The following is a 23,542-nucleotide window of genomic DNA, read 5'->3' as shown; positions in this document are numbered from 1 at the left end:
AATCTATTAACTATTGACTGCGTGTTGTGAAATGGCATGGGTGCGTTTTTTAAAAATAATCACGCTAATAAAAATTAAACTAATGGGCACAAGTGAAAGATAAAAAGCATACTGGCCACTAAAGTGCTCAAATACATACCCGGTTATCACCGACCCTGTGGTGCCACCAAGTGCTGAAAACACAACGATTAACCCTGTCATTGCAGCATGTTTATGCTTTTGAAGCGCACTGAGCATGACTGAGTTGAGTACCGGATAAATGGGCGCCATAAAAAAGCCAATTAATGGCAAAACAAACGCCGCCAGAGGCGCATCAAATAAACTATTCACCTCGCTTTTAGGTAAGTTTTCCGTTAGTGGTAAGGTAATAATGATCAATGCAGCCATAGCAACTAAACAACAGCTAAGTACTACAAACCAATGAATATGCTTTAATACTTGGCCCGCCACTAAGCGCCCAAAAGCAAGAGCTGCGGCAAAAATACTCGCTAGTTGAATACTAATAGCTACTGGTAATTGCAAAACTTGATTATTAAATGTAGGCAACCAAGTCCCTACCCCTTGCTCGATTAACACATACAAAAATGCACTAATAATAAAAATCAGCACTAACGGTTGATAGGTAAGTTTGAGCATAGCAATAAAGTCATTCCAACCCGAGTTGCTTTTTTGACCTTTGATAGCAGGCTTTATTGGTGCTATTACGACACTGATAATCACCAAAAGCGTAAGCGCTGCTAATACGTAATAAACGTTCAACCAGGCATTGCTATCAACAGGGTCTATAAATGCGGTGAATACCCAATAGCCACTTAATACACCCACCATAAAAATGCCTTCTATGGTGTTCAGTAATGATGAGTGACTATTTGCATCCTCAGTCACTTGGCCAATAATTGAATAAACCGACACCTTAACGACCGCAAAACCACAACCCACAGCAGCAAATAACACTTTAAACATGTAAAAGTCACTTATTACAGCCGTACTCAAACACGCTATAGCGACAACTATCAGTGCTAGCAGCATTGCAAGCTTGTAGCCTAAACGTGGTATAAATGAAGCAACAACAAATGACATTATTGCAATAGATAAGTCTTTAAACCCCTCTAAAACCGAGGCTTCGGTTTTGCTTACTCCTAATGTGTTTATAGCCTGCAAAATAACAGTGCCTACGCTATTTAATAATATTGCGAAAATAAAATAGCTTGCAGCAATTGCCAGTGTGATTTTTATTTTACTCATTGCGTGCCTCGTTTATTGCGACATAGGCCATAACGTTTATAAAGCAAATTACCCATAGCTGGTAAATTACCGTGTGTGTTAGTCAGTGAATCCTGAGTTTAGAGTAGAATAAATATCATTGCAATCGTTTGCATTTTAAATTTAACAATTAATATACATGCATACTAGATTAACGTTTGCTTGACTGGCGAGTAATTAACTCTATATCAATAACTTGTGATTCGACTTTTTCACCTGAAAACTGTTGTATTAACTTTTTAACTAACAAAGTCGCAGCAAATTGGGTGTTTTGTTTAATTGTAGAAAGTGAAGGATGGCTGATATCAGCCATGGCAATGTCATCAAATCCAACCAGAGCCACATCGTTGGGAATACTCACGTAGCGCTCTTTCAGCGCTTTCATCGCCCCCAGTGCAACCATGTCACTACAGGCCATGATCGCGTCAAAATACAACCCTTTTTCACGTAATAACTGGTTAATTGCTTGATACGCAGAGCGACTGGTAAGATCAATGGATATAACATGCTGCTCAAGTTTATGGGTAGAAAGTGCAGCAGCGTAACCACGATGCCTTTCACTAATTTCACCATGCTCAGGATCGCCTAAAAATAAAATATTTTTAGCACCGTGTTCTATTAAATGAGCCGTCGCTTGCATTCCTCCTAAGTAGTTATCACTGCCGACAATAGGATAATTGCTTTGTGTTTTTGGATCCCCCCATACAACTAAAGGAATACCTGCATCGGCAGCCGCTTCTATATTAGTTTGGTTTTTTCCTTGCCCCACAACAATAATGCCATCTGCTCGGCGGCCATTAATAAAGTAATTAGCCCAGTCATCTTGCGCCATAATAGAGTTAGATAACAACAACTCTAACCCCTGTTGATTAAGCGCAAGGTTAATTTCGCTCACTACCTTGAGTAAAAATGGATCGCTGATTGATTGCTCGGTTTGCTCATCAAGATTAATAATGACGGCAACAACATTGGTCTTTTGCGTACGCAAACGGCTAGCCGCCGTGTTAAGGCTAAAATTATGTTTTTTTGCAAGCTGCTGAAGCTTGTCGCGGGTTTCTTGCTTAATGAGCGGGTTATTATTCAGCGCGCGCGAAACCGTTGAGGTAGACACCCCAGCAAGCTTTGCTAAATCAGCTAATTTAATTTTTTTATTATTCATAAAACCCTAAACGCTCCACTGCGGCTGTTGCTATATCTAACTTACTGACAATATAGCATTATTATTTTTTACTGGCTTGCCCATTAACTTAAAAATTACGCTCTTGTGTAATTACGCTCAATAAAACAACAGCCCTAATTAATAAATAATTTACAAATAAATATTGCAAACGTTTGCATTTATCTCTAGAGTTTCAATTTATACAGCCTGTTTACATTAAAATTTAATCAATCTCGCTGTAATACACACTGTTTAACACACTAAAAACGGGATCTCACACATGAAATTCAATAAAGCAAAAAGCATGCTAGCTTGTGCAATTACTTTAGCCCTAAGCACACACGCTGCTCTTGCAGCAGAACAAGCAAAAGAAAAAAAAGTTGAGCGAATTGTCGTTTCTGGTACACCCGCAGGTGTTGGGATCAGAAAGATTGATGCCAGCTACGCTGTAACAAATATTGATTCATCACAAATTATAAAATTATCACCTAAAAGTACTGCTGACTTATTTAAAGCCGTTCCCGGTGTGTGGGTTGAAAGCTCTGGCGGTGAGTCTGGTGCCAACGTATTTGTGCGTGGGTTTCCAGGAGGTGGTGATGCGCCATTTTTAACACTCAGTATTGAAGGCTCGCCAGTTTACCCTGCGCCTACTCTTTCATTTTTAGAAAACTCATCGTTATTTAGAATCGATGAAACGATTGAAACAATGGAAGCACTGCGTGGTGGTCCTAATCCTGTGCTATCCAATGGTCAGCCTGGTTTAACAACCAACTTTAGATTAAAACGTGGCAGTGAAGATACTCAAGGCTTGTTTAAATACACCACCTCAGATTACGACTTACAGCGTGTTGATGCTGTAGTAAGTGGTGAAATAACTGACGACCTATATTTTATGGTAGGCGGCTATGTTAAAAGCTCACCGGGTATCCGTGATGCAGGCTTTACTTCTGAAAAAGGCAGCCAATTTACAATTAACATTACTAAAGAGTTAGACAATGGCGAGCTTAACTTTTATACCCGTCAAACAGACGATCATGGCGCATGGTACTTACCAACACCACTCAATGTTAATGGCATTGATGCTGAATATACCCAACTTGGCACACTTAACCGTCAAGCGACGATTTTTACCGGCCCAAATGCGCAACCACACGACATTGACCTAGGTGATGGCCGAGGATGGGATGGCCATGTATCCGGCGGTAGTATTAAACTTGAATTTGATAATGGCTGGCAATTTATTGATCGCTTCAATATTACCAAAGGCGATGCCAATACATTTGGCCTAGTACCTAATGGTTCAGCAACAACCGTTGGTGAAGTGGCCGACAATGGCCAAACGGCATTCGGTGCGGTAACTGATACCGAATATGCTAGTGACACTGCGATTCAGCAACTGGGTCGCTGGGTAGTATTAAAAGAAATAAGCTCGTTTACTAACGACTTAGCCTTTTCAAAGCAATTTGGCGATTTATCGGCCACTTTTGGTTATTACACCGCAAGCACATCTGCGAGCGATTGGTGGAGCTTAGGTAATACCGCGTATCATGTGCTGGAAGCTGGTGGTGAGTTATTAAATGGTATTGAATGTAACCAAAACACTGACGGGTGTGGTTTTAATTACGATATTAGCTCAACAGGCGATGCCCGCACCAATGCCCTTTACTTTACAAGCCAATATAAATTTGCAGATGCATTTACGCTTGATTTAGGTGTACGTAAAGAAAACCATGATGTGCAGTACAGTGTTGATGAAGACCTTGACGGTATTATCACTAAAACTGTTGATTACAATGAAAGTAAAACCTCATGGACAACCGGTTTAAACTATTCAATTAATGACGACATGGGCGTGTTTGCACGTGTTAACCGTGGTTATAAAATGCCATATTTTGATGACTTTAGAGATAACTTTGGCGCATACCAAGGGGGTGAAAAACTAATTAAAGAGGTAACGCAGGGCGAACTAGGTTACAAGCTTATTTCAGACACTACCGACTTCTATGCCACCTTTTTTGTCAATGAAGTAAAAGGCGATACCTTTGTAAGTCGCCCGGGTGTGCCGGCTGAAATTTTAACCAACGAAGCGTATGGTGTTGAACTTGATTACAACTTTAATCATGAATCTGGCTTTTCTGTTAATTTAAATACCACATTACAACAAACCGAAATCACTGAAGGTCCAGAAAATAAAGGCAATGAAGCACAGCGCCAGCCTAAATGGCAAGTACGCGTAACACCAAGCTATGACTTTGAAGTAGACGGCATGTACGCCACTTTATATGGAACAATTTCAGCGGTGGATGACCGCTTTGGTAATAACGAAAACACCGTGACACTTGATGGATACGAAAAAGTAGACTTAGGTTTAATTATTGAACCAATGGAAGGCATTAAACTGCAATTAGCCATAGATAACCTAACCGACGAGCAAGGTATCACTGAAGGCGACCCACGTAATGCCGACGCGCCCAATGGCCGTTACATTATGCCGCGTACAACACGCTTAAGCGTTAGTTACGCATTTTAATACACTCCCTAAGCAATAAATTAAAGCCGCGGTGTTTAATACACGGCGGCTTTTTTTATTATAGGTGTCAAGCTATTAGCAAGCTCTCTATGCTCACTAACAGGTAAGTGTATGCCCTCTTTCTTGCAAGATTGTATCAGCGGGTAACAATCTAAAAATACACACGTGTGACGCTCAGCGGCGGCTTTGAACTCAATGGATAATTGTTCAGCTTTTTTACCTGCACCTGCGTAAATGCTTTTATAACTTCCCACTTCATGAACCTTGGGTGGGCTTATAATGATTATCTTTGGTATTGTTTTACAGTGATAAAAGGCTTTAATGGCTAAAATTAACTCCTCAAGCGCTTTGCCAATATCGATAGCAGACAGTGCAAAACGTGCTTTTAAGTCATTGGTGCCAAGCTGAATAATAACAACATCAACAGTGTGCGCTTCCAGATACGGTTTTAAATATTTAATGCCCGATTTATCTCCCATAAACGGGGGGTTATTGACTAAAGTACGATTAGGCTCCCCGGCTTCAATCACTTCAAAGCCGGTGCCCAACTGCTGCTTTAATAAAGTAGGCCAGCGTTCAATTTCGCTCAGCCGTTTGCCATCAACAGGAGAAATACCAAAGGTATTGGAATCACCAAAACACAGAATATTCATTAAAACGGATTCAGCGTATAGCCTTGCTGCTGTAACTGCGCATGCGCAGTCATCGCAGAAAGCGCCATTTTCACCCCAGGTATAAGCTGTTCTGCTGCTACCTTCATATGCATTGCCGACTGCCCGCATACATATACCTGCGTGTTATTAGCAAGCAGCTGTTTAATTAAAGATTCGGTTTTGTTATCTTTTTCAAATCGTGTCCTATAAACGCTGTTTTGCAGTACATCAACGCTGGCTCCACCGTGTACCACCAGCGCAAGCTGAATATTTTCTGGTTTTACGCCGTGAGCCACATGCATATTAATAAATCGCGCTAACGAATTAATATGATTATTTTGCGCGCCCTTTTCAGCGCCTTTACCTACATCAAAAGCTATCTTGAACTGTGCTTGGCTTAAATCAGACACATGCTCGGGCACATTATAAAAATAACCATAGTCTTTAATAACAGGCGCAGGCTCTGCAGCAAGAGTACTAAAGCTAGCCAAAAGTAAGCTTGAGCCAATAAGTAACGTTTTCATACATCATCCTTTTTACTTTTTGTTTAGCCTAACGCTATTTAACGTGATTAACTAGCCTGAACATGTGAATGCGCTTTAAAAGTCATTCCTAAATAATTAAAGGTATGTTTAAACATATCGATAAATGCATCTGGCGCAGAGGGAGATGCGGCATTAGACAACAGTGAAAACTGTTTTTGACGTAAAGTTCTAAGCTTCGGTTTTAACGCCTCATCATCCATGTAATCTGTGATCCTGTCCATAAATGCTTTCATTTTTGGCGTGGTGTTATACCAGTACACAGGCGATGCGAACACCCAATGTTCGTAGCGAAGTAACACTTCAAACAAATTATAAAAATCATCATTGTGATACTGCTTATCGTAGCGATAAGGTGAAATAACATAATCATCTAAGCAAAAAACAATGCCGCTTTGTTGCTTACTATAGGCATTAACTTGCGCGGTAGTGTTGCCATTTTTACGACCACTTGAATATATGATTGCGATATGGTGTGCTGATTTTTCTTGCATTGGGTTAGCTCCTTTTCTTATGATGGAGCAAAGCTTAAAACCTCAAGTTAAGTTCAGGTCAATAAGAAATAATTTAATTTTTAAAAGGAATTAAAGTGATGGCGGTACAAAAAAAGCTTACTGAAGCCAACTTAACGGTTGGGTTTGTCGCTAAACGCAGTGGCGTTAAGGTATCTACACTGCACTTTTACGAAAATAAAGGGCTAATACGCAGTTGGCGAAACAGTGGCAATCAACGGCGCTTTAAACCAGATGTACTAAGGCGAGTCGCAGTTATAAAAGCAGCACAAGCGATGGGGATCACGCTGGAAGAAATTAAACAAACTCTGGCAACGTTACCAGAGCAGCGCACACCTACCCAAAAAGACTGGTCTGCACTTTCAAAACAATGGCAAGCACAGCTTGATGAGCGCATTGCTTACATGCAACGTCTACGTGAGCGGGTTGATGGCTGTATTGGCTGTGGGTGTTTATCAATGAGTAAGTGCCCTATTTATAACAAAGACGACCACTTAGGTGAAACCCAAAGTGGTGCCATTTTGTTAGAGCGAGATTAAGGCTTATAAGACATTAATCTAGACCATTTAAGCCTTCTCGTGCAGCACGATATAATGCCCCTAGAGTTGAATCAAATACTGATTTAATAAAACTGTAAGTCAGCTCTACGGCTTTACTAATAACTTTGCCAGCAAACACTAGCATGTGGCCGAGTAAACCTAAGGTTTGCGTTGCAAATGAGGCTGACGCTTTGGCTATTTTATCAAGCGTTCGCGCGAGCATATCGTAAAAAGTTAAGCCTGTACCTATGGCTGCTTGTGCCGCAACAGCACTGTAGTAACCCGAATCTTTTAATAAGGTAACTAACGCAGCGCCCAGTTTATCTGCCCAGTGTGAACTAAATGAAGCTTGGTTTCTGTCTTCAAACTTTAAACGTACCGGTGTGCTTAAGAAGTGGTTTGCTTTTACAGTTAAATTGCCCCAGTCATTACTGTTTGCGGTATTAACATAGCCTGGCGTACCACTTAACTTGTGGGCTGCGCCTTTAAGACCTTGACCGTTATCAAGACGAATTTCTTGGCCATTGTAGGGCGCATGTGAAAATGGCCACAAAGGCACTTTTGTAACCGGATCAGCACCGTGTGTACAGCGGTATATTTTATCAATACGAGAAGTAGCAGCGCGCGAAAAGTTATCAAGCCCTACTCTTGGCGAGCCAAATGTATATAATTTAACGGGTAACGAATACTCTGCTTTTATCCAATCGGCTGAAAGCGTAGCCAATGCACCACCTAAACTGTGACCAACAATGTGCACACAGCCGGTTATTTTGTCTCGAATGTTAGCCGCTACAAACTCTTGTAAAGCGGGCTTCATGCTATAAAAGGTTTTATTAAACCCAGCATGTACCATACTGCCATTAGAGCCACCGCTTAACCCAAAGTGTGCATCTGTTAGGCCATCTCTAAGAGAGGCCGTGCCGCGAATAGTGATTACTGAATCACCTTGATACAGCCCTTGGCCATGTCCTAGCAAACCAAAACCAGTGCTTAAACCAAATAAATGAGAGAAAAAACCACCAGATATTCCTTGTACTGCTTCAGGGCTAACCCCAAAGTTAAAGCTACCTCGCAGAGAAGGATGCAAAGAATTATTAAGTAACGTGGTACTTTTAATACTCTTTGCTTTATAAGCAAGCAAAGCAACTTGTACAGCTTGTGTAGGAGTTAAAGTATTCATAAAATTCCCTTTAAATGATTATGTTAAAAGTTACATTTTACATGCACCATATATCGTAAAGAAATGCTCTGGTGCTTCTTCTATAGGTATGTCGTATGTTTGTGGCTCTTCGGCAATATCACACTCTAAGTTAGCGAGTAAGTTTTTTAGGGTATCACTCCCTTCGTGCATAGACACGGTTGTGTACCAAAGTACAACGCCCTCAGGCGTACCATTTTCTAAATAAACATGCTGAACCAGTGATTCATTATCAAACATGTTTGCAGGCTTACTCGTTTTTATAGATTTTTCTGTGAAGGTAAAAAAACCATTTTCATCGGTTATTGCTTCATCTTTATATTCATCACCATAAGTAAGCGCACGTACAACCTTAGTATTTGCAACAGGCTGCCCTTTATCTAACAACTGCCCCTTCATCGGAGCCGATAAAACAAAATCCTGCTTATTAAAAAAACCAAACATATCTGCACAAGCCTGTGTTGTAGTAAAAATAATAGTAATAGATACAACTACCAAAAAGTAAGCTTTAAAACGCGATAACAAAATATACAACTCCCTACTATTAGCCTCAAAATATACGTGTCGTATTGCTATTTAATGACGTTTTAAACTCTTAACTATCAGCGTTAATGAAATTGCCATTTCAACTAAAATTTATTCTAATTGGGTACAAAGCGCACTGCAAGCATTTAGAGCAAAAAATAAGCAATAAATCTTTCCCTAAAAAAACACTTCATAAACCAGCTTACATATAATGCTAAACCCTAGTCCCATCATTAATATATAGCCATACAAAATAGCAATAGCGCCACCCGATGCATCCCCTATTTTGTCTATTTCAATACATGTAGAGCACACTATAAAAAAGATAAAAAAGTTAGCAATTAAGCCTAATATATAAGCTTCGCCAAATAATGGGGAAATACCGACTAATAACGCACTTAGCATAATAAGTATGCCTGAAAGCGCCTCCTTCAGAGAAAACTTATACTCAATAATTTTGAGCACCAAGGTCACGACCATTAATGCTAAAAAATAAACCGTAGGTTTAAACTGGCTATATAAATAATCCACACTAAACATTTGGCTAATCGTTAATGAGGGCTCTTTAGCTGGGCTTAAATCTTCTGTTATCGCGCTTGAAGCGTCATCGGTAAAAAAATACGCTACCGCAACAATAATTAACTTTATCATTCCAAAAAAGATAAAACTGGCGACCATAAACCCTATTGAATCGTCTCTGGTTAATCGCTTGTTTGCTTTACTTTCTACAATTTTAGCTAGCAATACACCCAATAAGCACACACTACCTAAATAAAGCAGCGCGACCCAAAACTGATCAAGATAAAAAACCGATAAGCCAGGGGCAATAAATAAAAACATTGAATCTTCATTATCTAACGAACTTTTAGGCTCAACGCTGTATTTTGACTGTTTAAAAAGTGCTAAATAAACAAATAATGGCTGTAAAAACAGCATTAAAATGCAGGTGTTTATAAGAGTCATTTATCATCCTTGATTACTGCCAACACACTGCGCCGAGAGTATTGGCAATTTCGAAACTAATTAAAGGTTTATTTTTTGAAAGTAGGTTTTAAGCTTTAATAAGCCCGACTCAAGCTCAAACTTTTGTATTTTAGGGTTTTTAAACTTAAACCCGTTTGATATGTGGGTATTGATCATCGTCGCTATGCCTTCAAAACCCGCAGGGGCAGTTGTGACTAAATCGCTCAATAATGGTTGAATAAGCTCTTGATGCTCTTCAATTTTGGTTGGATCCTCGTAAATATCGTATACAAGGTTGGTTAGTGTATGTTGGTTTTGTTGTTCCATAATAATTCTATAGCGCCTTAACTTAGGCGTTTATAGCTCCTTTTTGTATCAGTTTTTATTCAATGATTTATTCTTAATCAAAATTTTTTTTAGCTAACTTTATCAAATCAACAGCTCGTTCTTTATCATAAGCTAAAGGACTGTGGTCAATAACATATTGTGCATGCTCATTTACTGCAAGCCAATCCTGCTGCGATTCATATAAGTTTGCTAACTTAAAGTGCGCAGCCGCAACTAACGAATTTGGTAATTCTGCATCTAATGCTAAAAATTCTTTGTAAAGGGCAATAGCATAATTAATATCTTGCTCCACAAACATACCACTGCCATATAACCAAGCTAAAGTTGAATAAGCTTTTGGCTCTTTTGCCGCAACCCGCTTTTTGGCCTCCTCTAATAATCGAGTTCCATCTCCATTATGGAGGCTTAGTGTAACCAGTGCCTTCCAGTATCCCATTCCATAAGCTTTTTCACACCACTCTTCAAGATACTCAGGCGCGTTAATTAAACTTTTATGGCACTGCTCTGCGGCAGCTAATACAGTCAAATCTGGAGCATTTATATCTATTGAATTATCCCATCGAGGGCCAGCGGCATTACTAATTAAGCTAAAAGTAAACAGTGCACTAATTAATAAATACTTTGTCACATGACTGCCAAGTGAAAAGCTATATACGCGTGAAAAACTCACAAATTACTTTCTTTCAAATATGTTTCAGCCTCATCTCGCCATCTCTGTGCAAGTTCCCTACGACCTTCTCTTTTTGCCTTATCAATTACATATTGAGTATGAGTTATTACTTTATCCCACATACCCAGCTTTCTATAAATTGTAGCTAACTCAAAATGTGTAGAAGTTTTAAGTGTAATTGCTTGGTTATTTTCTTGTGCTAAATAAAGCTGGTATAAGCGTGCAGCTTTACTTAAATCTTTTTTAACTAAACGGCCGCTTTGGTATAACCAAGCTAATGTATTAATAGCATTAGCTTCACCTTGTTCAATTCGAATATTTAATTCATTTAAATAACGGGACCCATTCCCAGTATACATACCAATATAATACAAGGACTCCAAGTGACCCATTTCGTAAGCTTTTTCACACCATTCTTCTAATTTGTTAGGTGCGTGCATATAGCTTTTTTCGCATTGCTTAGCTGCAATTTCAACGGTTAAGTTCGGATCATTAATATCAATATTCGCAAACATAGATGCTTTAGCATCCGTAAAAATAAAAAAACCAATTGCTAACACAAGTGTCACTAGTGCTTTTACCATTGGAATGACCCATCATTATTAATACGCTTTTCTGGTAGGTGGACTTGAAATGATTTAACCGTACTTTCATACGGAAAACCCTCTTTGTAGAAGTATTGTCCTTTCAAAGTCTCTTGTTGGCTAGACATGCCCTTACACGGCCTGTCGCTGTAACAAGATAAGCCACCAATAAAATCAATAAAACGAACATTTTGAATACCGTGCTCTTTAATTAAAGAATCAATACCTATTTGATACTTTAAATTCTTAACTGCGTGCCATCGACTCATAAAAGCAACAATTTTATTCTGCTTAGCTCTCTTGAGGATTGTAGCTAAATTATAAGCCCAAAGATCGTTTCTAAACGTATGCGCGTCAAAACACTCTCCAGTCACGGCTTTTGTCGATGGGCATACACTATCCATTACTTCCATCGTTTCTACAGAAACATCCAATGCAACTATCTTCATTCCTGCATTGCGTGCCGCCTTTACCAGCTCACCATAGGCTTGAGGAGTAAAATCACCATGTGTCCAATATTTATCAAAATATTGCTGTATTATGTTAAAGCCTTTACCTGTTCGTTGATAAAGTTCAATTTTTTCCTGCATCGAGCTAGGCAGCATTTCTATAGCAAAATGTGTAAAACCCGCAGCCTTTAACTGCCTAATCGCTTTTATTGCCTCATATTTATAGCCAGCAGCACTATGGCTCGATTCGCCTAACATAACTAAACGCGCATTGCCCGCCATTGTTCTGTAATTTACATCCGTGTTTATTTTATTCATTACCTATCCTTGTTTTTTATTTAAATTTTCAAAACACCATTTATAAAATTCAATAGCGTTATTATTCTCAGAGCTGTAAGGAGCAACTGCATATTCATAACTAATTGCAAATAAAAGCTCTTGTGCAGTGAAGTTACACACTTCACTTTTTGAATAACATTCCTTAACTCCACGCCATAATTTCATTGCGCGGCTAACAAACCCATCGCCCTACTTTTATCTATGTTCCTTTGTATTTTAATTCAATAAGCAAAGCTATACTGCCTTACTTTTTCTTCCTTCTATTTCCTTTAGCCATCTCTTTTTCAACAGCGGCCCGAGCGTCTTTTATATCCTTAAAAAAGTTATATTGATATTTAATTAAGCCTTGGTATTTTTTTCCCTTAATTAGATAAAAAGACAGCAGCATAAAGGCTATATTAGTAACTGTAGCTATATGATAACTACTTCCCTCTAAAATTATAAATGATGGTAAGCAAATCAAAGCTAAAAATAGAGCATAGTATTTCAATATCTTTGCACATAGAAAAGAGCCTTGACTAACTTTAAAGTTTAAAAGGCAAAACATAATTCCAACGGAAAACAAAATGCCCAACAGCCACTCAGGACTTGTATCAAAGTACTGTGTTAACAATGTCATGCCTGAATAAACAGTTCCCATAAGTAAGATAACCGTTACTAATAAGAACCTACGTAAAAGCTTCCATGGGGGAAATAATAAAAACACCTCATCGTTTTTAAACACTATAAACTTCCCAACAAGCAAAGAAGTATAAATATTAATACAGGGGCTACTTTAAAAAGCAGTTGAGGAAAATAGCTTGCTTGACCCCATGTAACAAAATACCTATCTTCTTTTGGTAATTCTGACACGACTCGCAGGTAAACAATCATATATGTTATTGAGCCAATCAGCCAAAGTGCTACACCACCTAATTGAGATAATGCAACAGAATATAGCGAAGCAGGAAATGGCAATAAAAACGAGATTACATATACAAGTGCATAAAATTCCACTTTATTTTTTTGCTTATCACTAAAAAACAAATCATTCCCTCTATATTAGCTCGCTTAGATAAGCGCATCGACTTACATATTTCATTACAACTTTAATCTTATAGTTATCTCTGCGTGTTGAGTGTGGTTACTCAAAACTGCGTAAACACATACATCAATACAAAACACCTTTCGAGCTTAAGCAACTTATCTTCAACTCAGCCTCTACGAAAATTGAGGGTTGACCTGTAGAATGCTCATCACTATACAAAATGCACGCCGAACGAAAAGCTATATAAAGTGGTAGTACTTTGTTTACTAAACTGCAAAATTAGAATGGGTGTCTAGTCTATTCATTCAATGATTTATTCTTAATCAAAATTTCTTTTTTAGCTAACTCTAACAAATCAACAGCTCGTTCTTTATCATAAGCTAAAGGGCTGTGGTCAATAACATATTGTGCATGCTCATTTACTGCAAGCCAATTCTGCTGCGATTCATATAAGTTTGCTAACTTAAAGTGCGCAGCCGCAACTAACGAATTTGGCAATTCTGCATCTAATGCTAAAAATTCTTTGTAAAGGGAAATAGCATAATTAATATCTTGCTCCACAAACATACCACTGCCATATAACCAAGCTAAAGTTGAATAAGCTTTTGGCTCTTTTGCCGCAACCCGCTTTTTGGCCTCCTTTAATAATCGAGTTCCATCTCCATTATGAAGGCTTAGTGTAACCAGTGCCTTCCAGTATCCCATTTCATAAGCTTTTTCACACCACTCTTCGAGATACTCAGGCGCGTTAATTAAGCTTTTATGGCACTGCTCTGCGGCAGCTGATACAGTTAAATCAGGAGCGTTTATATCTATTGAATTATCCCATCGAGGCCCTGCGGCATTAATGGAAGGCGCTATAAGAATCAATATTAATAAAATTTTAGCCATATTATCATTTCCTTAAAATGGCTTTTTCAGGAATATGAACTGTGTAAGAAGGTAAAGACGAAGGTATATACGTTCCTTTCCTATAAAAATAAGTTTCCCTTAATGGTTTATCGACATCACCCTCCCCCTTACAAACACCATTGTCAATACAGGTAGATCCACCGATGTACTCTATGATACTAATACGACTAACTTTTGAATTTAACATAATAGAGTCAATTCCAATATGCTTATTGCCAGCATGAAACGCATGGTACCTATGCATAAATGCAACAATTCGGGAGCCTTCTTCTAACTTTAAATTTTTATTTAAAATATCTGCCCACATATGGTTTCGTTCGATATGAGAGTCAGTACATGAACCGGTGTCTGCTTGCTCCCAATTACAACGCCCGTCAATCTCATCCATCATTTCAATAGGCATATCTAAAGGAACAATTTTCATCCCTAGAGAATTAGCCGCTTTTACTAACTCCCCATATCCTGTGCTTGAAGCATTAGTCCAATTCCATTTTGATTTGAAATGCTGTTTGATTACGTCAAATCCCTTACCAGTCCGCTGATAAAAATCTATTTTGTCCTTTATTCTTGTAGGTAGCATTTCCATTGCAAAATGAGTGAAGCCAGCCGCCTTAAGCTGTTTTAAGGCCTTTATAGCCTCATATTTGTAAGATACTGGGTTATGGCTCGACTCGGCAATAATAACTAAACGTGCATTACCGGCCATTGTTCTGTAATTTACATCCGTGTTTATTTTATTCATTACCTATCCTTGTTTTTTATTTATGTGATTACAGCTACTTTCGAAGTGAGTAAAAACAATAACTAGAGGTTTTTAAATTTCAACCAATTGAAATAGGTTCCTTTCAATTCTTTATAGCTAATCTTATTTATTATTTAAGTGGCTCAGAAGTTATCTGAGCCTTTAAAGCAATGTTAGTATCCAATACCCATGTAAGGAGATACTTTTACAGCTGCTATCACTACCTGATTTAGTTTTTCTAACATCCAATACAAAATTCGCTTAGCTTGCGCGTATGTATAATCAACAGCTATCACGCCAGGCTTCCCAACAAAGTTAAGAATATGCCCTAATAACCCCTGACAATCTTCAGCATATTTAGATGACATTTTAGATATTTCAACCAGACTACGAGCTAAAGCATCATAAATAGTTAGCGTTCCAGCAACCACACCTTGAGCAAGAATACTCGTGATTTTGCCACTCTCTCTTAGTAACGTTAGTAAAGCGCTCGTTATTTTTTCAGCCCAATGAGCATTAAAAGAAGCATGGTGGCGATTGTTGTATTTTAGACGTGTCATCGTTAAGTTAGATAAAGAGCCCTTTTCCATGCTCTTATAATCAGGATAACGAGATGCGGTATTGATATATCCAGGCGCATTTCCCGCCATTTTATGTGCAGCACCTGTAAGTGATACGCATGTGCTTATTCTGTACTCATTCCCTGCATGAACAAATGGCCAAACAGGAACCATAGGTACAGGATCACTTCGGTGTACTGCCCTATAAATTCCATTTAGGCTGGTTTCACTTTGAATAGCAAAAGGGTTATGACCAACTCTTGGAGAACCAAAAGTGTATAATTTTACAGGCACTTTATATTGCGCTTTAATCCAATTTGCTGCTAGCGTTGCTAATGCCCCACCAAGGCTATGGCCAACACAATGAACGGGGCGACCACCTACCTTACTCAATATAGCTTTTAACTGAGGCTTGATAGACTCAAAAGTACGGTTAAACCCAGCATGAACTGCTTTATAATTTGGCCCAACAGTTAAACCACAATGTAAATCCGTCAAAGTATCAGCAATACCTGCTGTACCACGAAAAGTTAGTACAACTTCACCTTTATGAGCGCCTTCTTTAGAACCAATTCCAAAAAAGCCAAAACCCGTTGCATGATTTAGCACGTGTTCAGCCACAGTACCTGAAATTCCTGTAAAAGCAGATTTTTTTGAATCAAACACAAAGTGCTTACTTATTATTCTACTCGGCTCTATGGTTGATGAGCTATTTGATACTGCTGCAATACTGTCATATGCAAATTCAGCTAATTGTGCCGCTACACTTGGCGATAAAATATTCATGTAAAGTCCTTTTCTATTTAAAAATCTTTAAAGTAATCTTCGCTATCTTCTATCTCATAAATTTCAAAATCATGTTCCCATCTACAAATACTTGAACCATCAAACTCCAAATTTGGATTTTCATGATTAGGAAAAACAAAGTTTACTTCTGTAGAATCTAAATCAGCATTTAAACTGCTCAGCTTTTGTTTGTATTCACTAGGCTCACTTATTCCGCTTAGCTTTGAACCCCAAAGTTTGTATTTTTTATCAGCATATACAGCAGTAATAGTTTGATAAGTAACCTCATGCGAGAACATATCACCGGGTATTTTTGATTCAATAACGACTTCAGGTAAATAAAATGAACCATCAGGAGCTGTTATTACCTGATCTTCTTTTTCAACTTTGTGTGCAAATTCCAGACTGCGATTAATTAAAACACCTTCAACTGGATTACCGTTTAAAGTAATAACCCCTTTAACTTCAGAGCACATGTGTACACTGTATTTTTTTATTAAACCAAACATAGTGGTTTGGGCCTCCTTACCTATATTTCTAATTATTTAAAATAAGTACCATTAATTAAAAAACGCGGTAATGAATCACTTTTAACCGTTACCTCATTACCCATATCGTGCCACATGCACGCCATGCCGAGTAATTGCAGGGGTAAGAATGAATCTACAGGGGCATGATCTGGACCTGCCTCATAAATGTGATAGCGCTCTTGCGCTTGTACGTTTTTGGCAAGTGCTTCATTAAAATCACAACCAACATCAAAAGTTGCTGGTGATAAAGCAGCTAGCGTTTCTAGGTATCCGAAAGCAATATATATCGCCCAGTCATCATTTTGCTTAACAGCCATTCCCATACACTCGTCAAGCAATTTTGGGTAATCGGCTTGATGATGGTGGTAAGCTTGAAAAACTTCAACGAGCTTATAAGAAACGGGGCCTGCTTGTGTCGCACTTTGTTTCATAGTTTCTATAGGGAAATTTGCCAAGCTATCCATACTTTCAGTATCGCGAGTAATCACCGCTAAAAAATAGGCATCAATCCATTCTGATGGAGCTGCATAACCGTTTTCTAACATACCTTTACCATTCCACGTTACTTCAGGTAAATTATATATTTTAAAGGTTTGCTCTTGCTCTGGCTGCTCTGCAAGCTTTAAGAACGCGGCGTACATTTTTGATGCATATCGTAACGCTGTTGCTGACTCTTTTTCTATCTCGGGAGTTTGAACTTCCCAAGTCAACCAGCGAGCTAGGTTAACCATATCCTCTGATATCATTAATAAATTGTCTCTTTTAATTTCAATGTCTTCTGCAATTTCTTCATAAGCTTGTTTTAATCGCTTTAAACGTCTTTTAAGAGATATTTTTTCAAATTTTGGAATGTAATTGCGATTTATAATCATATATAACCTACTATGTTATTTTTTCAATATCGAACTCGGTAGTTTCAACACTGCCGACGAGCGAGCCATTCTCTGTTTTAGTTATGGGCGTCTTAACGTGTAAATATTGAATCTTTTTATTCTTTTTTCCAGCGTTGTAAATTGCCTCAGCTGCATCTAATTCAGACTCTTTCTCACTACCTGCCATATTTTTAGTAATGGCTTTTGCATACTTCGTTGTGCCTTGTTGATAATATTCATCACCAATTTTCATTTTACCTAATGGGCTACTGCCCCCCTTGGCTTCAACAATAATGACATCACCATCAGCATTTTCATAAACCATATCAAAGTTACCCTTTACCGATGTAGAACTATCTAAGCTCGTTGGATGAATACGAGTATAACCAGGGTATTGTGTTTTAATCGCTGCATCAGCAGCCTTTTCGCCAATTTTGGCTGATTCATTGTTAATCTTTGGTATTTGGTCGTTATAACGTTGTGTTTCTTCTGGTGAAGCTTTTGCCTTGTGTTTATCTCGTTCGACCATTTCCTCATCACGAGTATCTACATTCTCTTTCAACGTTACAGGAAGAGAATAAACAGTCCGTTTACTGCCTGCCTTTTTAGTTGCTTTGTTAAGTTTTAACTCATTCTCAGTCAACGTTCCTGTTTCACGAGACCATTCTTCATTTACCACTTTGCCATCAATAACATGCCCACCAACAAACTGTTCAATGCTCATCGTAGTTTCAATCACTTTATCGCCTACTTCTCGTGTTAAAGTAATTTTACCGTTATCAACATCCATAGATTCGATACTGTATTCATGCTCAAGTCTGTTTTCACCATTAGGTCTTGTTACTTTAATATTACCCGTTCTGGCATCTGCTGGAGAACTGTCTTCAGCAATTTTTAATATTTTGGCTTTTGTTGCTGGATCAACGATGTCGCCTATCATCTTAGAAAGCTTTTTCACACCCTCTTTACACAACAACCCAAACGGATCCACCCAATTAACCGGGTTCGGAGCATATTGGTAATGATTGATTCCACCCACTAAACCAATCGGGTCTTGATTTATAAAACGTTGTTGTTTGGGGCTGTAATAACGGTAGCGGTTGTAATGTAGGCCGCTCTCTTCATCTAAATACTGCCCTTGAAAACGAATTGGCTGAGTAAAGCTATTTGTAGTGCTTACCTCTGGCCCTTCATAACCATACACATCGGCTTGGTTTTCCCACACGACTTCTGCTTTGTTGTTGGTTACAAAACGTGGAGTATTCAGTTGGTCTAGGTGGTAGAAGTACACCTCGCCTTTTTTAATCAATGCTATTGGGTGAAATTGATTTGGCAGGTTAATATACCAAGTATATTCACCGTGTTGGTATTCGCCAATTAGCTGGTCGTTATCCCAAATATAGTCAATTTTGCCCTGCTCGGTGTGCTTGGCGATACGGCGGCCGAGTGGGTCGTAATCGTATTGGGTAAGCGTGCCGTTGTTGTTAAAACAGCTTAGCTGGTTAAATGCATTGTACTCGCGGCGGGTTTTTATACCTTTACCGGTTTCGCGTATTTGGTTACCGAATTCATCATAATGAAAGTCGCTATCCCCGAAATGGGTTAAACGGTCAGCGTCCGTGATGCCTTTAATAACCCTATCATCTTCGCTTAGGTCACTAGCAAGCGTTGCTGACTTTGAGTCACTATACTCACTTTGAATTACACTAGGTGTATTAGCTGACTGGTTGCTTTCAACCTTATTGATAGCATCGCTATTATCATTTGGCTGAGTAGTCTGCTGCTCTGTTAAATCATTATTTTGAATTTTTGATTGGCTAACAGGGTTACCAAAACTATCCCACTGGTATTGCGTGGTTTTTTGTTCTCAGAACTTACTAGATTTTGTTGAATTAACTGGCCAAGGCTGTTGTACTCAAAATTAATATTATGGCTGCTAACGCCTTCCTCTTTACGCGCAATCAGCTGGTTTACGCTGTCGTAATTGTACGTACAGGTATCAAATAGCGCTTGCGCAGGATGGGTTAACTGTTGCTGTGTTAAGCGATTAAAAACATCAAACTTTTGAGTAAGGGTTATGTCATTACCAAATTGTTGCGTTTGAATATTGCCTTGACTGTCATAGCTAAGCGCTGCAAGTTCAACAGCCGTGCTATTGGCTTGCTGTAAGTGAATAGCACTTAGCTGACCAAATTTATTGTAGCTGTATTTAAGCGTACTTGAATCTGACAAGGTCAGTGATTGCCTTGCCCTCATTAGCATAGAGAACTTAAGGGAAATTGCCTAAGCTTTAAAATATCCATGTTTTTAAAGAGCGTTATATTTTTACGTTTTAGATACGTATTTAGGTTATTTTTGTTTTCTTAAAAAACTTAAGTCAATCACTACTAAATATTATTTTCCAGTTAGTTATTAAAATTATTAACTGAAAAAACAATGTTACATATAGAAACATCTCAACTGAGTTCGGAATATCATGATTTAGATACGTCATAATGCCAAATATAAGAGCTATAGATAAGTAAACAATCTCTTCTTTTAATAAATGTAATAACTTTGCTCTATTAGTTATTGCTTTCCGCTCCATATTTTTTATTACTGCGCTCAGTTGCAATCAACTCTTTAAACTCTTGGGCTTTTAAATAAAAAACATGAAATTCTTTTACTTTTTTAATCCAATGATAATTAATAACACGCTCTCCATAGTAAGCTCCTGCGAGTTGTCCATATATAGCACCGGTAGTATCAGCATCTTCACCTAAATTCACTGCTAATAAAGCACCAGTTTCAAATGTATCAGAATGATAAAACGCCCATAAAACAGCCTCTAAAGTATGCATAACATAACCACTAGCACGTATTTGAGAAGCACTTTTAGATTTATATTTAGCGTCTACTATCAATTTAACAATAGATTGACATAATGGATTTTTATCCCAATAGTCATTAATAGGTGTGTAAATGCCATCAAGTAAAATTTCTTTCGATACCCCATGTAAAGCTCCCCAAATTAACCCACTAAAATATCGGCACGCATCTACTGCTTCTTCTGCACCATGAGTTGTTTTAGAACTTAAAGCAGCGTATTTAATCGCGTCTTCGAAGCTGTAATAGTAACGAATCGGTATTGGTGCTAAACGCATCAACGAACCATTTCCAGCTGAATTAGGATCTGTATCACCAGCTATAGGATCACCTGTTCGTTCATAATTTTTCAGTGCATGAATTACGGTATTTCCAATATCGAAACATTTACCATTAACACTAAAAACACCATCTTTCCACCATTTAGAATACAAATCCATTTGATCTTTTGGGTCAAAAATTTTAGTACGAACAAGGCTATGAGCTAAGCAATACATCATGCTAGTATCGTCAGTCCACTCTCCTGCCTTCAAGTTAAATGGCCCACCACCCACAATATCATTAATCGGCTCAAATGTTCCAGGGGCCTTAAATTCAAGCGTTGTACCTAAAGAGTCACCTAACGCGCATCCTAGCAAAGCCCCTCGGAAACGATTGATGTCATCATCATAATCAACTTGAATTCTTTGATAGTATTCTTTACATTGCTCATCAGTTGGCCTTGGAACAGCGATGCGATAAACATTATATGATGACATCCATTGTGTTTTATGAGGCTCTCTAGAACCACTTAATTTATTTGTCATAAAAGGAAATCGAAGATCATTAGGGATTTTGTTTTCCATTTCTAACATTCGAATTATTGTGGAAGAGGTAATTAACTTACCAGAATCATCATAATATTTTTTGTCACTCATTTTTAAACCTCTTCCAACTCTATGAAGTTTGTACCATTTACCTTAATACGACTAATAACTTTAAATTTCGTTCCTGACTTAAACAGTACTTCTTCCTCATCAGGCTTGACTGCGGCATTATTGGCAATATTAACCCCGCTTTTAGAAGTTATCATTATTTTAGTATTCCCACTAAAAGGCTTATCTAAATTGCTCGATGAGCTTTTAAAACCTTTTTCATGGTGTATGCCGCCAATAGGGAACAGTTCCTCTAATAAGTCATCGCTGAATTCATCTCCACGAATAACCTGTCCCTCATGCCTTAATGCTGAGTTCTCTGCTAGTTTAATTAACGCTTGGTCAGTATCAGCAACAACCCGAGCCCACTTTTCCTTATCCTCAGGTGAAAAGCCTCGAAGACCTGCATTAATAGGCTTGTAAAGGTCTGTAGTATATACTGCTAGTGATAAAAACTCATCACGAGTTAAAGCCTTCATATCAGGATCTAAATGGTAATTCATTAATACGTGATTTTTGAACTCTTCCCCCTCTTTCCCAATTAAACTGGTCACTATATCTAAGTCTGAGTTAATTAATTCATCAACTGAAGGTGGTCCGTCAATACATTCGTCAATTATAGATTGAGTGGTCATTGGGCTTGGCTTTTCCATCCCATTCAATATAAGTAACGAAGCTGGATTCCCTGTAATTAATTTCTGTTTAATCTCTTTTGGGGTAATGAATCCAATTTGTGCAGCTTCTAATAGATCTCTTTGTAGCTCCCTACTAATTACGCCTTCGTTAACTGCTTTCTCTAAGCTTATTTTTAATTTTCTCTCACCTTCTTTACACATTAACCCAAACGGATCAACCCAATTAACCGGATTCGGCGCATATTGGTAATGGTTTATCCCACCCACTAAGCCAATCGGATCTTGGTTTATAAAGCGCTGTTGTTTGGGGCTGTAGTAGCGGTAGCGGTTGTAATGTAGGCCGCTCTCTTCATCTAAATACTGACCCTGAAAGCGTATAGGCTGAGTGAAGCTACTTTCTTTGTTAGTGCCAGACTCGGCTTCTGACTCTTCATAACCATACACATCGGCTTGATTTTCCCATACCACTTCTGCTTTGTTGTTGGTTACAAAACGAGGCGTATTCAGTTGATCTAGGTGGTAGTAATACACCTCATCTTGTTTAATAAGCGCAACTGGGTGGAATTGATTTGGCAGGTTGATATACCAGGTATATTCACCGTGTTGGTATTCGCCAATTAACTGGTCGTTATCCCAAATGTAGTCAATTTTGCCCTGCTCGGTGTGCTTGCCGATACGACGCCCAAGTGGGTCGTAATCGTATTGGGTAAGCGTGCCGTTGTTGTTAAAGCAGCTTAACTGATTAAACGCGTTGTATTCGCGGCGGGTTTTTATGCCTTTGCCGGTTTCGCGGATTTGGTTACCAAACTCATCATAATGAAAGTCGCTATCGCCAAAGTGGGTTAAACGGTCTGCGTCTGTAGAGCCTTTAATAACTCCATCGTCTTCGCTTAGCTCACTGGCTGCGGTTGCTGTACTTGAATCACTGTACTCACTATGAATTACATTACGTGTGCTTTCTGACTGGTTGCTTTCAATCTTATTGCTGGCGTCACTAGCATCGCTATTATCATTGTGCTGAGTCGTTTGCTGCTCGGCTAATTCGTTATTTTGAATTTTTGATTGGCTAACTGGGTTACCAAAACTATCCCACTGGTATTGCGTGGTTTTTGTATTCTCAGAACTTACTAGATTTTGCTGAATTAACTGGCCAAGGCTGTTGTACTCAAAATTAATGTTATGGCTACTAACCCCTTCCTCTTTACGCGCAATCAGCTGGTTTACGCTGTCGTAATTGTACGTACAGATATCAAATAGTGCTTGCGCAGGATGGGTTAACTGTTGCTGCGTTAAGCGGTTGAATACATCAAACTGTTGAGTAAGGGTTATGTCATTTCCAAACTTTTGCGTTTGGATATTACCTTGACTGTCATAGCTAAGCGCTGCAAGTTCAACAGCCGTGCTGTTGGCTTGGTGTAAATGAAT

26 protein-coding genes and 1 pseudogene are annotated in these 23,542 nt (G+C 38.5%); 2 read left to right on the top strand and 25 right to left on the bottom strand.

Annotation, left to right across the window (positions count from 1 at the left end; genetic code table 11):
* Positions 1–6: 6 nt before the first annotated feature.
* Together L641_RS0118070 and L641_RS0118065 are read right to left on the bottom strand one after the other, a co-directional pair.
* Positions 7–1,245 (bottom strand): MFS transporter, encoded by a 1,239-nt coding sequence (locus tag L641_RS0118070; protein WP_024602688.1) that lies wholly within the window; start codon positions 1,243–1,245, stop codon positions 7–9.
* Positions 1,246–1,414: 169 nt separating this feature from the next.
* Entirely contained in the window at positions 1,415–2,422 is a 1,008-nt protein-coding gene (locus L641_RS0118065; protein ID WP_010389326.1) for a LacI family DNA-binding transcriptional regulator, read from the bottom strand.
* Positions 2,423–2,702: 280 nt separating this feature from the next.
* On the opposite strand from L641_RS0118065, the gene L641_RS0118060 reads away from it, so the two are divergent.
* A complete protein-coding gene (locus L641_RS0118060; RefSeq protein WP_024602687.1) occupies positions 2,703–4,952 on the top strand; it encodes a TonB-dependent receptor in 2,250 nt (749 codons plus the stop codon).
* Between the two features lie 35 nt (positions 4,953–4,987).
* Here L641_RS0118060 and L641_RS0118055 read toward each other — a convergent pair whose 3' ends face one another.
* The 3 genes from L641_RS0118055 to L641_RS0118045 are packed head-to-tail and all read right to left on the bottom strand — an operon-like array spanning position 4,988 to position 6,641.
* The gene (locus L641_RS0118055; RefSeq protein ID WP_024602686.1) at positions 4,988–5,605 is read right to left on the bottom strand and encodes a GDSL-type esterase/lipase family protein; all 618 of its coding nucleotides are present in this window, start codon (positions 5,603–5,605) and stop codon (positions 4,988–4,990) included.
* On the bottom strand, positions 5,605–6,129 hold the full coding sequence (locus L641_RS0118050; protein WP_024602685.1) for a DsrE family protein: 525 nt from the start codon (positions 6,127–6,129) through the stop codon (positions 5,605–5,607). Before L641_RS0118050 ends, L641_RS0118055 begins: the two co-directional genes overlap by 1 nt.
* Positions 6,130–6,176: 47 nt before the next feature.
* Complete coding sequence (locus tag L641_RS0118045; RefSeq protein WP_024602684.1) at positions 6,177–6,641, bottom strand: NAD(P)H-dependent oxidoreductase; 465 nt, start codon at positions 6,639–6,641, stop codon at positions 6,177–6,179.
* Positions 6,642–6,739: 98 nt separating this feature from the next.
* On the opposite strand from L641_RS0118045, the gene soxR reads away from it, so the two are divergent.
* Positions 6,740–7,198 (top strand): redox-sensitive transcriptional activator SoxR, encoded by a 459-nt coding sequence (soxR, locus tag L641_RS0118040; RefSeq protein ID WP_008468671.1) that lies wholly within the window; start codon positions 6,740–6,742, stop codon positions 7,196–7,198.
* A 13-nt stretch (positions 7,199–7,211) separates the two neighbouring features.
* On the opposite strand, the gene L641_RS0118035 is transcribed toward soxR, so the two are convergent.
* The 20 genes and pseudogenes from L641_RS0118035 to L641_RS23750 all read right to left on the bottom strand — a co-directional run.
* Positions 7,212–8,378 (bottom strand): lipase family protein, encoded by a 1,167-nt coding sequence (locus L641_RS0118035; RefSeq protein ID WP_013462988.1) that lies wholly within the window; start codon positions 8,376–8,378, stop codon positions 7,212–7,214.
* 30 nt (positions 8,379–8,408) lie between these two features.
* The gene (locus L641_RS0118030; protein WP_013462987.1) at positions 8,409–8,921 is read right to left on the bottom strand and encodes a DUF6795 domain-containing protein; all 513 of its coding nucleotides are present in this window, start codon (positions 8,919–8,921) and stop codon (positions 8,409–8,411) included.
* A gap of 177 nt (positions 8,922–9,098) precedes the next feature.
* On the bottom strand, positions 9,099–9,884 hold the full coding sequence (locus L641_RS0118025; RefSeq protein ID WP_013462986.1) for a hypothetical protein: 786 nt from the start codon (positions 9,882–9,884) through the stop codon (positions 9,099–9,101).
* Between the two features lie 60 nt (positions 9,885–9,944).
* On the bottom strand, positions 9,945–10,211 hold the full coding sequence (locus tag L641_RS0118020) for a hypothetical protein (protein WP_024602683.1): 267 nt from the start codon (positions 10,209–10,211) through the stop codon (positions 9,945–9,947).
* Between the two features lie 73 nt (positions 10,212–10,284).
* Positions 10,285–10,902, bottom strand: a complete 618-nt coding sequence (locus L641_RS0118015) for a hypothetical protein (RefSeq protein WP_029750459.1) — start codon at positions 10,900–10,902, stop codon at positions 10,285–10,287.
* Positions 10,899–11,486, bottom strand: coding sequence for a hypothetical protein (locus L641_RS0118010; protein WP_024602681.1), 588 nt, complete (start codon positions 11,484–11,486; stop codon positions 10,899–10,901). Before L641_RS0118010 ends, L641_RS0118015 begins: the two co-directional genes overlap by 4 nt.
* A complete protein-coding gene (locus L641_RS0118005; RefSeq protein ID WP_013462982.1) occupies positions 11,480–12,253 on the bottom strand; it encodes a ChaN family lipoprotein in 774 nt (257 codons plus the stop codon). Before L641_RS0118005 ends, L641_RS0118010 begins: the two co-directional genes overlap by 7 nt.
* 3 nt (positions 12,254–12,256) lie before the next feature.
* Positions 12,257–12,439: a hypothetical protein gene (locus L641_RS22445; RefSeq protein ID WP_253944075.1), complete on the bottom strand. Its 183-nt coding sequence runs from the start codon at positions 12,437–12,439 to the stop codon at positions 12,257–12,259.
* A gap of 79 nt (positions 12,440–12,518) precedes the next feature.
* Complete coding sequence (locus L641_RS0117995) at positions 12,519–12,998, bottom strand: hypothetical protein (protein WP_024602680.1); 480 nt, start codon at positions 12,996–12,998, stop codon at positions 12,519–12,521.
* Positions 12,998–13,300, bottom strand: coding sequence for a hypothetical protein (locus L641_RS0117990; protein ID WP_010389349.1), 303 nt, complete (start codon positions 13,298–13,300; stop codon positions 12,998–13,000). The genes L641_RS0117995 and L641_RS0117990 overlap by 1 nt, the downstream gene beginning before the upstream one ends.
* Positions 13,301–13,598: 298 nt before the next feature.
* Positions 13,599–14,192 (bottom strand): hypothetical protein, encoded by a 594-nt coding sequence (locus L641_RS0117985; protein ID WP_024602679.1) that lies wholly within the window; start codon positions 14,190–14,192, stop codon positions 13,599–13,601.
* Positions 14,193–14,196: 4 nt separating this feature from the next.
* The gene (locus tag L641_RS0117980; RefSeq protein WP_024602678.1) at positions 14,197–14,955 is read right to left on the bottom strand and encodes a ChaN family lipoprotein; all 759 of its coding nucleotides are present in this window, start codon (positions 14,953–14,955) and stop codon (positions 14,197–14,199) included.
* Positions 14,956–15,128: 173 nt separating this feature from the next.
* A complete protein-coding gene (locus tag L641_RS0117975) occupies positions 15,129–16,301 on the bottom strand; it encodes a lipase family protein (protein WP_024602677.1) in 1,173 nt (390 codons plus the stop codon).
* A gap of 17 nt (positions 16,302–16,318) precedes the next feature.
* Entirely contained in the window at positions 16,319–16,810 is a 492-nt protein-coding gene (locus L641_RS0117970) for a DUF6795 domain-containing protein (protein ID WP_024602676.1), read from the bottom strand.
* 32 nt (positions 16,811–16,842) lie between these two features.
* Positions 16,843–17,703: an immunity 49 family protein gene (locus tag L641_RS0117965; RefSeq protein WP_029750456.1), complete on the bottom strand. Its 861-nt coding sequence runs from the start codon at positions 17,701–17,703 to the stop codon at positions 16,843–16,845.
* Between the two features lie 10 nt (positions 17,704–17,713).
* The gene (locus tag L641_RS23760) at positions 17,714–19,012 is read right to left on the bottom strand and encodes an RHS repeat-associated core domain-containing protein (protein WP_275450856.1); all 1,299 of its coding nucleotides are present in this window, start codon (positions 19,010–19,012) and stop codon (positions 17,714–17,716) included.
* Positions 19,013–19,160: 148 nt separating this feature from the next.
* Positions 19,161–19,237 (bottom strand): annotated as a pseudogene (locus tag L641_RS23755) (hypothetical protein); the annotation flags it as partial.
* 254 nt (positions 19,238–19,491) lie between these two features.
* Positions 19,492–19,935: a hypothetical protein gene (locus tag L641_RS23650; protein WP_024602674.1), complete on the bottom strand. Its 444-nt coding sequence runs from the start codon at positions 19,933–19,935 to the stop codon at positions 19,492–19,494.
* Positions 19,936–20,267: 332 nt separating this feature from the next.
* Positions 20,268–21,485: an ADP-ribosylglycohydrolase family protein gene (locus tag L641_RS0117950; RefSeq protein WP_024602673.1), complete on the bottom strand. Its 1,218-nt coding sequence runs from the start codon at positions 21,483–21,485 to the stop codon at positions 20,268–20,270.
* 2 nt (positions 21,486–21,487) lie between these two features.
* On the bottom strand, positions 21,488–23,542 hold a 2,055-nt coding region (locus L641_RS23750), incomplete at its 5' end, for an RHS repeat-associated core domain-containing protein (protein WP_029750453.1).

The sequence above is a fragment of the Pseudoalteromonas sp. TB41 genome (assembly GCF_000497975.1).
In the GTDB taxonomy this organism is placed as follows: Bacteria; Pseudomonadota; Gammaproteobacteria; order Enterobacterales; family Alteromonadaceae; genus Pseudoalteromonas; species Pseudoalteromonas tetraodonis.
Note: the sequence above shows the minus strand (reverse complement) of the source record. Positions and strands in the feature narration are given on the sequence as shown.

Excerpts from the sequence above, each read along its gene's own strand:
- L641_RS0117975 (WP_024602677.1), bottom strand. The coding sequence starts at position 16,301 with ATGAATATTTTATCGCCAAGTGTAGCGGCACAATTAGCTGAATTTGCA.
- L641_RS22445 (WP_253944075.1), bottom strand. The coding sequence starts at position 12,439 with ATGAAATTATGGCGTGGAGTTAAGGAATGTTATTCAAAAAGTGAAGTG.
- soxR (WP_008468671.1), top strand. The coding sequence starts at position 6,740 with ATGGCGGTACAAAAAAAGCTTACTGAAGCCAACTTAACGGTTGGGTTT.
- L641_RS0118060 (WP_024602687.1), top strand. The coding sequence starts at position 2,703 with ATGAAATTCAATAAAGCAAAAAGCATGCTAGCTTGTGCAATTACTTTA.
- L641_RS0118055 (WP_024602686.1), bottom strand. The coding sequence starts at position 5,605 with ATGAATATTCTGTGTTTTGGTGATTCCAATACCTTTGGTATTTCTCCT.
- L641_RS0118020 (WP_024602683.1), bottom strand. The coding sequence starts at position 10,211 with ATGGAACAACAAAACCAACATACACTAACCAACCTTGTATACGATATT.
- L641_RS0117970 (WP_024602676.1), bottom strand. The coding sequence starts at position 16,810 with ATGTTTGGTTTAATAAAAAAATACAGTGTACACATGTGCTCTGAAGTT.
- L641_RS0118045 (WP_024602684.1), bottom strand. The coding sequence starts at position 6,641 with ATGCAAGAAAAATCAGCACACCATATCGCAATCATATATTCAAGTGGT.
- L641_RS0117965 (WP_029750456.1), bottom strand. The coding sequence starts at position 17,703 with ATGATTATAAATCGCAATTACATTCCAAAATTTGAAAAAATATCTCTT.
- L641_RS0117980 (WP_024602678.1), bottom strand. The coding sequence starts at position 14,955 with ATGAATAAAATAAACACGGATGTAAATTACAGAACAATGGCCGGTAAT.
- L641_RS0117985 (WP_024602679.1), bottom strand. The coding sequence starts at position 14,192 with ATGGCTAAAATTTTATTAATATTGATTCTTATAGCGCCTTCCATTAAT.
- L641_RS0118050 (WP_024602685.1), bottom strand. The coding sequence starts at position 6,129 with ATGAAAACGTTACTTATTGGCTCAAGCTTACTTTTGGCTAGCTTTAGT.
- L641_RS0118065 (WP_010389326.1), bottom strand. The coding sequence starts at position 2,422 with ATGAATAATAAAAAAATTAAATTAGCTGATTTAGCAAAGCTTGCTGGG.
- L641_RS0118025 (WP_013462986.1), bottom strand. The coding sequence starts at position 9,884 with ATGACTCTTATAAACACCTGCATTTTAATGCTGTTTTTACAGCCATTA.
- L641_RS0117950 (WP_024602673.1), bottom strand. The coding sequence starts at position 21,485 with ATGAGTGACAAAAAATATTATGATGATTCTGGTAAGTTAATTACCTCT.
- L641_RS0118035 (WP_013462988.1), bottom strand. The coding sequence starts at position 8,378 with ATGAATACTTTAACTCCTACACAAGCTGTACAAGTTGCTTTGCTTGCT.
- L641_RS0118010 (WP_024602681.1), bottom strand. The coding sequence starts at position 11,486 with ATGGTAAAAGCACTAGTGACACTTGTGTTAGCAATTGGTTTTTTTATT.
- L641_RS0118005 (WP_013462982.1), bottom strand. The coding sequence starts at position 12,253 with ATGAATAAAATAAACACGGATGTAAATTACAGAACAATGGCGGGCAAT.
- L641_RS0118070 (WP_024602688.1), bottom strand. The coding sequence starts at position 1,245 with ATGAGTAAAATAAAAATCACACTGGCAATTGCTGCAAGCTATTTTATT.